The 13323-nt window shown below is 49.0% G+C and carries 12 protein-coding genes; 8 read left to right on the forward strand and 4 right to left on the reverse strand.

Annotated elements, in window-relative coordinates; translation table 11 throughout:
- Nucleotides 1-48 precede the first annotated feature (48 nt).
- Both MHB85_RS01795 and MHB85_RS01800 read right to left on the reverse strand, forming a co-directional pair.
- Entirely contained in the window at nucleotides 49-609 is a 561-nt protein-coding gene (locus MHB85_RS01795) for a GerMN domain-containing protein (RefSeq protein WP_341072267.1), read from the reverse strand.
- Between the two features lie 34 nt (nucleotides 610-643).
- Nucleotides 644-2056 (reverse strand): N-acetylmuramoyl-L-alanine amidase family protein, encoded by a 1413-nt coding sequence (locus tag MHB85_RS01800; protein WP_341072269.1) that lies wholly within the window; start codon nucleotides 2054-2056, stop codon nucleotides 644-646.
- A gap of 286 nt (nucleotides 2057-2342) precedes the next feature.
- On the opposite strand from MHB85_RS01800, the gene MHB85_RS01805 reads away from it, so the two are divergent.
- Together MHB85_RS01805 and MHB85_RS01810 are read left to right on the forward strand one after the other, a co-directional pair.
- A complete protein-coding gene (locus MHB85_RS01805; RefSeq protein ID WP_341072270.1) occupies nucleotides 2343-3572 on the forward strand; it encodes an anhydro-N-acetylmuramic acid kinase in 1230 nt (409 codons plus the stop codon).
- 125 nt (nucleotides 3573-3697) lie between these two features.
- Nucleotides 3698-4537, forward strand: a complete 840-nt coding sequence (locus tag MHB85_RS01810; RefSeq protein ID WP_036616797.1) for a MurR/RpiR family transcriptional regulator — start codon at nucleotides 3698-3700, stop codon at nucleotides 4535-4537.
- 149 nt (nucleotides 4538-4686) lie between these two features.
- Here MHB85_RS01810 and murQ read toward each other — a convergent pair whose 3' ends face one another.
- Nucleotides 4687-5592: an N-acetylmuramic acid 6-phosphate etherase gene (gene murQ / locus MHB85_RS01815; RefSeq protein WP_047840439.1), complete on the reverse strand. Its 906-nt coding sequence runs from the start codon at nucleotides 5590-5592 to the stop codon at nucleotides 4687-4689.
- Nucleotides 5593-5614: 22 nt separating this feature from the next.
- Complete coding sequence (locus MHB85_RS01820) at nucleotides 5615-6571, reverse strand: N-acetylglucosamine kinase (RefSeq protein ID WP_341074188.1); 957 nt, start codon at nucleotides 6569-6571, stop codon at nucleotides 5615-5617.
- A 363-nt stretch (nucleotides 6572-6934) separates the two neighbouring features.
- On the opposite strand from MHB85_RS01820, the gene MHB85_RS01825 reads away from it, so the two are divergent.
- From MHB85_RS01825 to MHB85_RS01850, 6 genes are all read left to right on the forward strand, one after another.
- Nucleotides 6935-8287 carry an ABC transporter substrate-binding protein gene (locus tag MHB85_RS01825; protein ID WP_341072271.1) on the forward strand — a complete coding sequence of 451 codons (1353 nt, stop codon included), beginning with the start codon at nucleotides 6935-6937 and terminating at the stop codon, nucleotides 8285-8287.
- Nucleotides 8288-8341: 54 nt separating this feature from the next.
- The gene (locus tag MHB85_RS01830; protein WP_091019952.1) at nucleotides 8342-9265 is read left to right on the forward strand and encodes a carbohydrate ABC transporter permease; all 924 of its coding nucleotides are present in this window, start codon (nucleotides 8342-8344) and stop codon (nucleotides 9263-9265) included.
- An 85-nt stretch (nucleotides 9266-9350) separates the two neighbouring features.
- Complete coding sequence (locus MHB85_RS01835) at nucleotides 9351-10184, forward strand: carbohydrate ABC transporter permease (RefSeq protein ID WP_192135651.1); 834 nt, start codon at nucleotides 9351-9353, stop codon at nucleotides 10182-10184.
- 49 nt (nucleotides 10185-10233) lie between these two features.
- Nucleotides 10234-11343 carry an ABC transporter ATP-binding protein gene (locus tag MHB85_RS01840; RefSeq protein WP_192135649.1) on the forward strand — a complete coding sequence of 370 codons (1110 nt, stop codon included), beginning with the start codon at nucleotides 10234-10236 and terminating at the stop codon, nucleotides 11341-11343.
- Nucleotides 11344-11391: 48 nt separating this feature from the next.
- On the forward strand, nucleotides 11392-12102 hold the full coding sequence (locus MHB85_RS01845) for a hypothetical protein (protein ID WP_341072273.1): 711 nt from the start codon (nucleotides 11392-11394) through the stop codon (nucleotides 12100-12102).
- Nucleotides 12102-13298, forward strand: a complete 1197-nt coding sequence (locus MHB85_RS01850) for an exo-beta-N-acetylmuramidase NamZ family protein (RefSeq protein WP_192135645.1) — start codon at nucleotides 12102-12104, stop codon at nucleotides 13296-13298. Before MHB85_RS01845 ends, MHB85_RS01850 begins: the two co-directional genes overlap by 1 nt.
- Nucleotides 13299-13323: the final 25 nt, after the last annotated feature.

Genomic DNA, 13323 nt, shown 5'->3' on the forward strand with positions numbered 1-13323 from the left:
GATTGGAACGTCCCTTGGGACGTTCTTTTTCCATTGTTGCCTGATCAGTTAGGGTTCGCGATGAATGGGGTGTTCCAGTTCGGCATGGCCCATCAAACTATCAACGGCTTCACCATCCACCAGTATATCCAGGCTGTTCACTTCATCAAATTGAAACATCGTTGTTGTTAAAGCTTCCAATGCGAGCAATTCTCCACTGGTACCAAGATTGGCTTCAGCGGGAATATGAACATCCAAAGTCACTGTACCCTCAGCATATTGAATAGAGAGCAATTCCACCTGCTCCCAGAGGGAAACAAGCTCCGAATCGGTGTTCGTTTGCAACGCTGCAAATGTTTTTTCATATTTTTCGGAGTCATCCTTGTACTCAATTTCCTGCTCTGTTTTCTCAAGCGCCAGTACCTGAGAATCTGCCAAATATACATCGACGACTTGTGTATTCATTGTGCCCAGGTCCACTTTCGTTTCGGATGGGTCTGGTGACTGCGTCTGGCCTCCCTGAACAGCAGGTTCATTCGAACCGGATTGGCTCACTGGCTTTTGGGCACATCCAACTCCGATAAGGATCAAGCTTGATAATATAAGTGCACAACCTAGCTTCTTATTCAAAGAATCACTTCCTTTATCTGATTTATTTGATGATTTATAGGCCCAAATACTCCTTGATTCCATCGGCTATCGCTTGAGCGGCTTTCATCTGAACAACTTCGGACGACATCAGTTCTTCATCGAGTACATTACTCAAGAATCCCACTTCCAAAAGCACTGCAGGCATGGTCGTGTCTCGAATTACTTCCAAGTTGCCATTTTTCACACCACGATCTCTGAGACCCATGGCTTTCACCAAACGTTGATGAATGATAGTGGCTAATTCCTTGCTATTACTGCGTTGATAATAATATGTCTCCGTACCTGTGGCTTGGGGGGCGGACTTTACGCTATTGCCATGGATAGATACAAATACATCCGCATTTAATTGATTGGCGAGCTGAACACGCTCAGGGCGGGGCGGATAGGTATCACCTTCACGAGTCATCACCAATTCGATATTGGGTTCATTGAGCAACAGGGCCTGTACTTTGTGAGCCAATGCCAGATTGTATTCCTTTTCGGGTTTGTTCGTGATGCTATTAGTCCCCGGGTCACTCCCACCGTGTCCTGGATCGATGACCACAACCTTGCGTCCTGAATCACCTACTGGAGTGACTGGAGCAGGTGTGACATTGCCTCCCGCAACATTAAGATCAATAATCAGTTTATCGGCAATGACGTTCTGGCTGTACTGGACATCCTTCACATTATTCAATTCTACGACAATGCGAACTTGTGCTGGTTCTCGTTTGAACAGTGAATATCTCACTTCCGTCACATTGGGATAACCGCTCACATCCAACTTGCCATTGAGTCCTTGATCCAGCGGTTGGGAGATATCACCAAAGACGGTTCCAGGCAAGTCCACAACCAAACGATCAGGGTACTTGAGGGTCGTTACTATTGGCTGAACGGCTCCATCCGTGGATAACACGAGCTGATTATTGGCAAATTGGATATCGGTAACCTGGGCGTTAGACGTTGAATCTCCTTTTCCAGAACTGTTGCCTGGATCGATAGCAGGTCCCTTACTGGTGTTTGTTAAGTATACGATCTTGTCTTGATTATTCCATCTTACCTTAAGCCCCATTTGTTCACTGACAAATCGAATGGGCACCACCAGCGTATTGTTCAAAATTTGCGGTGCTGTGTTCAAAGTGACTTGTTTGTCAGCAACCATGGCTTGCTTTTGATCGACGGTTAGGGAAATCGTCTGTTGATCTTGCTGAATTTTTACAGTGCGTGCTTGTTGGTTCCAAACGACTTTGAATTTCAAATTTTCGGCAACGACACGAATCGGAATCATCACGTTTTTATTGATAATCGTCACCTGTACATCACTTGGGAGGACTAATTCCTCTCCATCCATAAAGATTTTCGACGTGCTTGCAGCGGCATTTCCCTGATTAGGGAGCAAAACGAGTAAGAACAGACTCAAAAACAGTAGTAAAATGGTTTTCTTCATTATGCACCTCGACTAGTATTAGATCTATATCTTACTACCAAAATATACCTACATATTATAAACGGTAAAAATGTAAAAATGTTTCTCTTCTGATATCTAATTATCAATTGATGGAATAAAACATGATGTGTGATCGCAAATGGGATGAATATTTATCTCTCTTGTTATTTTCAATGTTGTAATTAAATTTCATATAATGTTTGACTTGTGAAATTTAATATCATATACTGGGTGAAATTATGGCAGGATGACGTGTTCATCGGGTCTTGCAGGAGGTTGGAAATGGATGGATACAGGCAGCTATCCGATGTGGGAGAAGTATCGTTTGAAGCAGGAGCATCTGGTCATCGGACTAATGTCAGGGACGTCTCTGGACGGAACAGATGCGGCGCTGGTGCGTATTCAAACCGATATGAGTGGGGCATTACAGCAGATCGAGCTGGTTGATTTCGTATGTGTGCCGTATTCGAATGGATTGAGAGACGTACTGATCCGGTTATGTTCACCGGGGACAGCTCGTATCGACGAGCTGACAGCTGCGCATTTTGGTGTGTCGGAGTGGTATGCGCATAGTGTTACGGAACTGATGCGGTCTGCCGGTATCTCAACGCAGCAGGTGGATGTGATTAGCATGCATGGACAGACGGTATGGCATGCTCCTGTAGCATCTGCATTTCCAGGTCCAACGGGGGCAAGTATTGATGTGGTATCGACCTTGCAGATCGGTGAATGTGCTGTCGTTCGAGAACGGACAGGACTGCCAGTGATTGGCAACCTGCGAGCAAGGGATATGGCAGCTGGTGGGGAGGGTGCTCCGCTTACGCCTTATGCGGATGCTCTGATGTTCCGCAGTCCGACGGAAGGGCGGTTGGTGCAGAATATCGGCGGCATTGGAAATGTAACGGTGCTTCCATCCGAGTCATCTACCGAAGGTATTTCGGCTTTTGATACGGGACCGGGCAATATGGTGATGGATGCCATTGTGCGGCAGGCAACGGATGGGCGGCAGCATTATGATCCGAGTGGAAGCATTGCCGCACAGGGGAAGGTCGATCAGGGTCTGGTAGACCTGTGTTTGGAGGATGAGTATTTCAAACGACTACCGCCGAAAAGTACCGGGCGGGAAGTATATGGCGCCGCTTATGCAGTGAGACTGATGGAGATGGCCGCAGCGCGTTCCTTATCTCTTGAAGATACGCTGGCTACTGCCACCTGTCTGACCGCGGAAACCATCGTGCGTGCAGTGAAGGATTTTATCCTGCCCAAGGTACAAATATCGGCCATGCTCGCGTGCGGTGGTGGTACTTCCAATGCCACGTTAATGGAAATGATCCGTCAGAGACTACCGAAGGATATCCGTTTGGAACGAACAGCAGATTATGGTATACCCGATGATGCTCGGGAAGCCATTGGATTTGCTTTACTTGGCCATGAGGCACTTATGGGAAGAACTAATACACTCCCGGCAGTAACCGGCGCGAAACACGCCGTAATCTCGGGCAATCTAACACTCTAGTGAGGTATGACTTTAATTAGAGTTCAGTTATGGAAGGGCGAGGAATTCGATTAGACGCGAGTGGAATTATAAGATAAAATGCTTGTACATGAATGCAGTACGGAAAGGAGGAGCGAATGGAAGGCATGAAAGGTGGACTTGTACGTTTACGCGCATTAATGGATGACTTGACCCCGTCCGAACGGAAGATCGGAGCTTATATTCTCGATCACCCGCAAGAAACTGTTCAATCCTCGGTGGCCCAGTTGTCTGAACGGAGTGGAGGCAGCCCAGCTGCCATTATCCGTCTCTGTAAATCACTGGGTGTAACGGGTTTTCAGGAGCTGAAGCTGAAGATTGCCGGAGATTTGCAGACGAGTGAGCCATATCAATATACGGAGATTCGTCCCCAGGACTCCATGGAGAGCATTATTCAGCATGTGTCCGCAAACAATATTCAGTCGGTGAAGGATACGGTTCATATTCTGGACCCACGTCTGGTGGAAAAAGCTGTGGACGTGCTTCATCAGGCAAACCGGATCTTTTTCTATGGAGTAGGGGCTTCCAACCTGATTGCGCTGGATGCACATTACAAGTTCATGCGAATCAATCGCACAAGCTTTTCGTTCGCCGATCCGCATATGCAGATTTCGTCCGCAACGACGCTTCGTGAGGATGATGCGGTTGTATGTATCTCGTATTCAGGGGAGACGTCGAACGTAATCTCCTGTCTCAAGCATGCTCATGATGGTGGGGCAGCGACAATCAGCATTACCAAGTGGGGCAGCAATACACTCAGTAGTATGGCGGATGTGCCCCTGATGATTACTTCCACCGAAAGTGATATTCGGAGCGGAGCAACTTCGTCACGGATAGCACAGCTGAACGTGATCGACATTTTGTATCTGGCGATTGCCAGCCGGGATTACAACCAGTCGGTGGAGTATTTGGAGAAGAGCCGACAGGCTATTCTGGAGCACAAGTGAAGTAGAACCATATGAATCCCTTTCTGTTTATGCAGGAGGGGATTTTTTGACGGATGATATCCGCTGTTAGAATAAAAAAAATAAAAAAAAGAGCCCAGACTAATGTCGGGCTCCTCTCTTTCAACCTCTAATAATACCCCTTGTACGGCTCAGGAAGGCCCCGCAATGGCGCTACGGACAAATCCGTCAGCCAGATCAAGCCTGTGCTGGGCTTCCGTTGCGTCCACACCTGCCATCAGCATGACGATTGCCGTTTTTACATGACCGTCTGCACCGGTAAAAGCCTCTTCAATATCCGCTTCATTTGCTCCGGTTGCCAGATGGATCATGCGTTTGGCCCGATGGACAAGCTTTTCGTTCGAAGGGTTCAGATCAACCATGAAATTACGGTAAACCTTGCCCAGACGAATCATGGCGGTAGTGGTGAGCATGTTCAGAATCATTTTCTGGGCGCTGCCTGCCTTCATACGTGTTGAACCCATGACAACCTCTGGGCCGACAACAGCCTCAATGCTCACATCAGCCAACAGGGTCATCGGCGTGCCTGCATTATTACTCAGGCTGATCACCGTAGCCCCGATCTCCTTGGCATGTCTCATCGCACCCAGCACATACGGCGTTCGTCCACTGGCTGCAATGCCAACCACGACATCGTTTTTGTCTAAGCCATGTTCATCAAGGTCGGCAGCTCCCAACTCCTCATTATCTTCAGCACCTTCAACCGGGTCCTTCACTGCCCGGAATCCCCCTGCAATAATACCCTGCACCATGGATGGCGGGGTTCCGTAGGTAGGCGGGCATTCCGAAGCGTCAAGTATCCCTAATCGTCCACTGGTACCTGCGCCTACATAAAAAAGCCTGCCGCCAGACTGAAACGCCTCCAAGATCCGATCCGCAGCTTGAGCAATGACCGGAATCAGGGGCTGAATGAGCTCCGCAATCCGTTGATCTTCCTTATTAATGAGCTCCATAATTTCTGCCGAAGGCAATTCATCTATATGATCCGTTAGTGGATTGGGTTGTTCTGTTAGTAGTGAATTCAGCATGTGATTCATCCGTATGGCCTCCTTCTCTCTTTTAAAATGATTCATTCAGGGAACGGCGTTTTCTTGCCAGTTGTGCTGCACCAACCGCTGGAGCGGGGGCATCTTCACGATATACAAAGTCCAACTCTCCATAATATTCAGATAACTTCTGGATAAATGTATTTCGGAAAAGTGGAGCGTATCGAAACAGTGATCCGGACAGGACAACCGGAGTGGATGCAAATTCGGGATGACGGGCAACCAGCGCCTTGGCGGTATCCGCCAATTGTGAGGCTTCGTCGATGATCAGTGCGCGGGCGGCCTCATCCCCGATTTCAGCAGCTTCTATAGCTAGGCGGGCGATGGATGCGGTCTCGGTTTTGCCCCAATCCGTCTGATACACTCGCGTCTTTAGCTCCGATATATCCCGAAGGCTCAGATTCTTTAGAAGAAGCGGGGTTAAACAGGTTGGAGGAAGAACACCGTCATAACTCTGCATAACCACTTGGAGTGCACGCTGCCCAATACGATAGCCGCTCCCCTCATCTCCGAGCAGATGACCCCAGCCTCCTGCACGGTATCGCTCTCCTTCCAGCGTAAATCCGTACACGATGGACCCTGTTCCAGAGATGCATAATACACCGTGCGTATGTCCGAGAGAGGCCATCAGAGCAATCTCTCCTTCGGATACAACCCAGACGGGACAACCTTCTGATGCCTGTTGATTACGACTCTTCATATAGTTATTTACTGCTTTGGCTATAAGTTGCCGTTCTTGGATCGTATCTACACCTGACATACCAAGGCATATACCCTCACATTTTGTCGATAAATCACTTATTAGATTAAATAGCTGTTCCAGCACTCGTTGCAGTTCGGAAATGGCCTGTTCAGTTGATACGGTGTGAGGATTCGTGGGACCGCCGCTGAGTCGGGCGAGAATTTCACCAGATTCAGAAATGATTGCTGCATCAGTATTGGTACCGCCTCCATCTACGCCTACATACACTCGCAAAGTGGTTCACCTCGCTTGCTTGGGTTTTCTTTTTACATAGTATAGTTGCATGAAAAGAAAAAGTAAAATTAAATTTTATAATAAAAAATAATGTTGAATTTTTATTTTACAACTCATATAATGAATTCAATCTACAATTTTGGAAGGAATTAATACTGTTAATGTCAATTAAGTTGACGTTAATATTGCATTTAAGAGATTTAGCCTGCGACTGGCAGGCCCAATCTACAGGGGAGGTGCTTTTCCTTACTGCCGCGTGTATAGGTGGATGGCGTTTGAAGGCCGAATGATCACAAAGGGGTAGCACGGTTAGGCAAATGAAAGAATCGGAAGACGACATGCAAAGGAGATGAAGGCATGAAAAAGAAGGGTCTAGTGTGGGCAATGTTGTTGATGATGGTCATGGTTACTGCCTGCGGGAATAGCGGGGGCGCTGCTTCAGATGATCCCAATGCAGAAGATACGGTGACCGTATGGACGTATCCAGTACATGGAACATATGAAGATGAACTGAAGGATCTAATCGTTGATTTCAATAAGGAACACCCGAACATTACCGTGAAGACTGAAATGCTCTCCTGGGCGGAAGGGCCCAAAAAATTCGATGTCGCTCTGAACGCGGGCAATCCGCCGGATCTTTACTTTCATAGTGTAGACGGCACATATGTGAATACGGGATTGGCACTTGAGCTGGACAGTTACCTGACATCTGTGATCAAGGACGACTACCTGCCGGGTACGCTGGATTTAGGCCAGATTCAGGGGAAACAGTATGGACTGCCCTTGTATCAATTCCAATGGGCTTGGGGTGGTAACAAACGAATTCTGGAGGAAGCGGGCATTGATTGGAAGTCCATTCAACAAAATGGCTGGACCTGGTCCGAATTCAACGATGCTGCTGCCAAGCTGACCAAAACGCTGGATGGCGGGGCCAAGCAATATGCACTGGTTACCGACGGAACCTCGCTTGACTTCATTGAAATGCTGTCCCGGAACAACGGGATGATTGATGTTCTTGATAAAGACGGCACGTTCCAATGGAATGATGGTCGCATTCTGGATACTCTCTCTTTTATCAAAAACCTGATGGATCAAGGGTATATGCCGAAGGAAACGGCGGCTCTTGCTCCAGCAAAACGGACGGATATGTTCTACGCGGGGGAAACTGCGATTATTTCCAAAGCGATTCCTTATTATGATGTGATGATTCAGAACCGCAACAAGGATATTGATGATGGCAAGGTGCAGGGAGAGAAGATTGATTTTGTCCTGTTACCTGTACCGCATAATGATGATCAACCTGCGGCCACAACAATGGGTGGCGAAGGGTATGTAGCCTTTAAACAGAAAAAGGACAAGGGCGAACAGCATGCCAAAAATACGTTCCTGGTGATGGACGCGCTTAGTGGTGCCAAAGCAGGGAACTCGGCCAATGAACTGGCGCTCCCATTCGTAAGACAATCCCAAGTGGAACTGTTTAAAGGAAAAGAGCTTGGTCAAGCGGATAATCTGGCCGCTGCGAAAGTCATGGCAGAGAATATCGCGATGCCGGTAGTGCTTGAACTGGATATCGACAAAGCATCTCAGCAAAAACAATTCAAGGAACAGGTTGTGAAGCCTAATATTCAGGCGCTGTTCTCGGGTGAAAAATCACCGGAACAGATCGCAGAAGATTTCAAGAGCAAGGGCGAGCAGATGTTTGGACAATAACTCGACAATCAAACATAACGTAAACCCACACTGATTAGGAGAGGAGGATTCGCCATGCAGACCGCCCTTGCGCCAAAGCCGTCCGTGCCCCGGACTTCCCGGGTTGCCCGGTTTTGGCGGGACTACGGGTGGGCGTATATGTTTATTTTGGCGCCTGTCCTGCTGTTTCTCATTTTCACACTGTATCCCGTACTAACAGCTCTCGTGATGAGCTTCCAGAAATACAACATTATGAATTCGACGTGGGTTGGATTGGACAACTACGAGCGACTGGTGAAGGATGAGACGTTCTGGAAGTCGATTAAAAATACGGTGATCTTCACCGTAGGCACAGTCCCGGTCAATATTCTCATTACATTTGTACTGTCCTATTTCATCTATCAAATGAAAAGCAAATGGCAGACATTTTTCAAAGCTACCATGTATCTGCCTGCGGTAGCCTCCGGGGTGACCATCTCCATTGTATGGCTGGCAATCTTTGATCCAACCGATTCGGGACTGCTGAACCGCTTCCTCGGCCTGTTCGGCCTTGACCCAGTGATCTGGCTCGGCCAGTCGGGAACGGCACTCTTTTCCCTCATTCTAATGAACTGGCTCGGATCGCATGGGGCGGGCATTATTCTGTACCTGGCAGCCATGGGCGGTATTCCGAAATCGCTGTACGAAGCGGCGGATATTGATCATGCCAGCGGCTGGACCCAGTTCAGCAAGATTACATGGCCGCTACTCAAACCAACGACGCTGTATCTGCTCGTTACAGGTGTGATCACGTCTTTCCAGGTGTTTATCTCGGTATATCTGATGACACAGGGTGGGCCAAACTTTGCGACAACTACAATCGCTTATCTGATCTATGAGACGGCATTCAAGTTCTATGAGTTCGGATTGGCTTCGGCTCAGTCGTTCGTACTGGCGATTATCATCATAGTCATCTCCGTCATACAGTTCAAATATTTCTCCAGCGATATTGAGTATTAGAGGTAGTTCAACTGAAAACCGCTCTTTTTGAACACGTATTAGAGGTAGGCATGTCGCATTAAGCATCCGGGGGTGAATGAAATCCATGAAATCAACACAGAAAAAGATCCTGCTCGTAGTTGCATCCATCCTGCTGGTGGTCTGGGCGCTGGTGACGGTCATTCCGATGTACTGGATGCTCGTCGGTTCGGTGCAGGATAGTGCGATGTCGGCTTCGTTTAAACCACAGATGATTCCGGAGCAGTTGTCGTTATCACCATATGAGCGCTTTTTTGCCAAAACTGATGCCTGGCGCTGGTTATACAATTCGCTGCTCATCTCGATCATTCTGACCGTAACCAATGTATTTTTCGCCTCCCTGGCGGGGTATGCGTTTGCCAAACTAAAGTTTCCGGGGAGTCAGGCGGTATTCTGGACCTTGCTGGGGACGATGATGATTCCGGCACAGGTGACGCTGATTCCCTTGTACATTCTGATGGTCAACGTGTTTGACCTGGGAGATACGTATACGGCCATTATTCTGCCTGGTGCCGTCAGTGTGGGCAATATTTTCTTAATGAAACAGTTCATGTCGACACTGCCCACATCGCTGATTCATGCGGCACGTATCGATGCATGCAGCGAGTTCGGCATCTTCTGGAAAGTCATTCTGCCGATGGCAAAGCCGGGAATCGCGGTGCTGGCGATATTCACGTTTGTCGCTTCGTGGAACGAATTCTTCTGGCCGTTCCTCATTACCAATTCCAACGAGATGCGTACCATTCAGGTGGGGCTAGCCTCGTTTGTATTTGCCGAATCAACTGATTTCGGCGCAATGATGGCGGGGGCAACAATAGGTGCACTGCCGATGATCATTCTGTTTTTCTCACTGCAACGTTACTTCCTGCAGGGCATTACGATCGGTGCGGTAAAAGGTTAAGTTGAACTGTTAGTTCAGGACAAGCGACAACGTAAAGGGGGATCTACCTATGGCACGCGTGGAGTTTCGCCAAGTGCGCAAAGAATTCAAAGACGATCATAAAGGAACGTTCACGGCTGTGGCCGGCTCGGACTTTGTTATAGAAGATAAGGAATTCGTAGTGTTTGTGGGTCCTTCGGGCTGTGGCAAGACAACGTCACTGCGGATGATTGCCGGACTTGAAAAGCAAACAAGCGGTGATATTGTCATCGGTGACCGGCTTGTTAACGATCTGCATCCGAAGGATCGGGATATCGCGATGGTGTTTCAGGATTATGCACTCTATCCGCATATGACCATCCGTGAAAATCTTTCCTTTGGCCTGAAAAATCTGAAAAAGCCAAAGTCCTATATTGATGAACAGGTACAGAATGCGGCCTCCATTCTGGGACTGGAAGCGATGCTGGAGCGCAAACCACGCGAGCTGTCTGGTGGTCAGCGCCAGCGTGTTGCGGTAGGACGGGCGATCGTCCGTGATCCGCAGGTGTTTTTATTCGACGAACCACTGTCCAATCTGGATGCCAAGTTGCGGGTACAGATGCGGGTGGAATTGGGTGAGCTGCATAAACGTCTCGGTGCCACGATTGTGTACGTGACGCATGATCAGGTGGAGGCCATGACACTCGGGGAGCGCATCGTGGTCATGAATCATGGGGATATTCAGCAGGTAGCTTCACCGAAAGAACTGTATGCGAGTCCGCGAAATATGTTTGTTGCCGGATTTATTGGTTCCCCGGCGATGAACTTTATTGATGCACGGATTGAAGGCACACAGGTTGTCATCGAGGGAGCCTCATTCACCTTGCCAGCCGATGTGCTTGCTCGTTTGCAGAGCCATCAGGGCAAGCCGGTGATTATGGGACTGCGCCCAGAGCATATTTTTGGTGACGATGTCGCTCCGAATATCCCGACAGACCATATGCTGCAGGCGCGAGTTCAGGTTGTAGAACATCTGGGCTCCGAGAATCTGGTGTATTTCCGTTCCGGTGCCCGTACCGTTACGGCTAAAGTTCACCCCGAAACACATGCGTATGTAGGAATGGACAAAAATTTTGTGCTGGACTTGCGTAAGGCGCACTTTTTCGATCCAGAGACGGAGCTTGCGATTGGACGGGAATAAAAGACGAGGCCTGGCGAAGAAGGAACGGTTAGAAAGGGGAGGGTGAAGATGCGTAAGCTGAGTGAAGTGTTGATCAAGTCAGGTGCAGAAATCTATCGGGATATTATTCCGGTAGCCTTGTACAGTGTCGTTAGCTCCATTGTATTGGTTCCCATTCTGATGTTTGCTCCACTGCCAATCGCGGTGCTGCTTCTGGCCTTGATATATATGCCCATCCTGTTCGGTGTCAGTTATGCCGTACATCATAGGCTGGAACGCAAGGAACGCCGCAATGGGCTTAAGGATATCTGGAACGGAACGATGCAGGGATTCATCCCGGGAGGGGCAGTAGGTGTGCTTTTCGCCGTGCTTGGCTTCATTCTCTGGTCAACCTGGTGGTATTACGGCGGACAGGGCGGGATTACAGGTACAGCAGTGGGTGTATTCCAGACGTTCTTTGTTCTCATGGCGCTGATGTCACAGTTCTATACTTGGCAGCTTGTTTTACAAAAAAACATGGGCATCCTTCAGGCGATGGGGGAAAGTGTAAAGCTGTTCTTCCGTCACCCGGGGTATACGATGGGCGCTTGTTTTCAGGCGCTATGTCTGACGGCTCTGCTGATGCTGACGGTTGTTGGCTTTGGAGCGCTGTTCGCGGGGATGTTTGCCATCTATCAGCATAAGGTGGCTCGCAATGTGCTGGAGCCTGAAGAGGAACCTGTCGTAACAGGCGGTAATGATCACCAGCATACAGGGTGGATCAGCCAGGGGAATGTGTAATGGGTCGGTTGAATGGAAGCGAGCAGATTCCGGCTGTAAAAACGGGAGTTGACCTTCTGGCGAGAGGGTTATCGCATCCATGGTTAACAGGTGCTCGAATCGGTCTAATTACGAATCCGACTGGAATTACAGCGGATTTTGTATCGACCATAGATGTGTGCACAGGACTGGCTAATGCCGAGCTTACAGCGCTCTACGCCTGTGAGCACGGACTGGATGGAGAACTTCAGGCGGGTGTCAGATTCGGAGACATGCGTCATCCGCGTCTGGACATTCCGGTGTTCAGCCTGTATGGAGATCACAAGAAGCCTACGCCTGCAATGCTGGCTGGAGTCGATACGGTCCTGTTTGACATTCAGGATGTGGGCATCCGTTATTACACGTATGTCTCAACCTTGTTCCATATGATGGAGGTCTGCGCTGGAGCAGGCAAACGTATGCTGATTCTGGACCGTCCCAATCCACTGGGTGGAAACGTTGTGGAAGGCGGTGTACTGAACGCGGGGTATGAATCACTCGTTGGCGCTTGGCGTGTCCCTGTACGTACCGGATTGACGGTAGGTGAACTCGCCCTGATGGTCAACAGCGAGATGGATGTACCTTGCGAATTGGACGTAGTTGCGATGGAAGGTTGGCAGCGTTCCATGGAGTTTGCGGATTGTGGTCTTCCCTGGATGTTACCCTCTCCGAATATGCCCACGCTGGACAGTGTGCGGGTATATGCGGGTACGTGCCTGTTCGAAGGCACTAATGTATCGGAGGGAAGAGGTACGACCCGCCCGTTCGAGTGGATTGGAGCCCCCTGGATTGAGGGTGAGCGATTGGCGGAACGATTTCGGGAATACAAGCTGGAAGGTGTGCATGTGCATCCAGTGTACATGTCCCCAACATTCTCCAAACATGCAGGTGAGCTGTGTGATGGCGTAAGGATTTTTGTAACGGACAGCAGGAAATTCCGGGCGGTAGAGCCGGGGCTAGTGCTATTGCATGAACTGGTTTCACTCTATCCGGAGCAATTCTGCTGGCTGGAGCCACCAGAGCCGGGTTCGAGGTACTTTATCGACCTGTTGACAGGGGGGAAGGCAGTCAGGGAAACCATTCATGACCGTGCGGAATTCATTCGTTTAATGGATGCGTGGAAGGTACAGGCAGCAGAATGGAAGGAGCGGCGAAAGCCGTTTTTGTTATATGAATGAACGGATGTTTGTTAGCGGAGGGAGG

The organism is Paenibacillus sp. FSL K6-4396, from assembly GCF_038002525.1.
Lineage (GTDB): Bacteria > Bacillota > Bacilli > Paenibacillales > Paenibacillaceae > Paenibacillus > Paenibacillus amylolyticus_B.

Bases quoted from the DNA above. Each gene is read 5' to 3' on its own strand.
- MHB85_RS01800 (WP_341072269.1), bottom strand. From the start codon at position 2,056: ATGAAGAAAACCATTTTACTACTGTTTTTGAGTCTGTTCTTACTCGTT.
- MHB85_RS01805 (WP_341072270.1), top strand. From the start codon at position 2,343: ATGGATACAGGCAGCTATCCGATGTGGGAGAAGTATCGTTTGAAGCAG.
- MHB85_RS01810 (WP_036616797.1), top strand. From the start codon at position 3,698: ATGAAAGGTGGACTTGTACGTTTACGCGCATTAATGGATGACTTGACC.
- murQ (WP_047840439.1), bottom strand. From the start codon at position 5,592: ATGAATCACATGCTGAATTCACTACTAACAGAACAACCCAATCCACTA.
- MHB85_RS01825 (WP_341072271.1), top strand. From the start codon at position 6,935: ATGAAAAAGAAGGGTCTAGTGTGGGCAATGTTGTTGATGATGGTCATG.
- MHB85_RS01830 (WP_091019952.1), top strand. From the start codon at position 8,342: ATGCAGACCGCCCTTGCGCCAAAGCCGTCCGTGCCCCGGACTTCCCGG.
- MHB85_RS01835 (WP_192135651.1), top strand. From the start codon at position 9,351: ATGAAATCAACACAGAAAAAGATCCTGCTCGTAGTTGCATCCATCCTG.
- MHB85_RS01840 (WP_192135649.1), top strand. From the start codon at position 10,234: ATGGCACGCGTGGAGTTTCGCCAAGTGCGCAAAGAATTCAAAGACGAT.
- MHB85_RS01845 (WP_341072273.1), top strand. From the start codon at position 11,392: ATGCGTAAGCTGAGTGAAGTGTTGATCAAGTCAGGTGCAGAAATCTAT.
- MHB85_RS01850 (WP_192135645.1), top strand. From the start codon at position 12,102: ATGGGTCGGTTGAATGGAAGCGAGCAGATTCCGGCTGTAAAAACGGGA.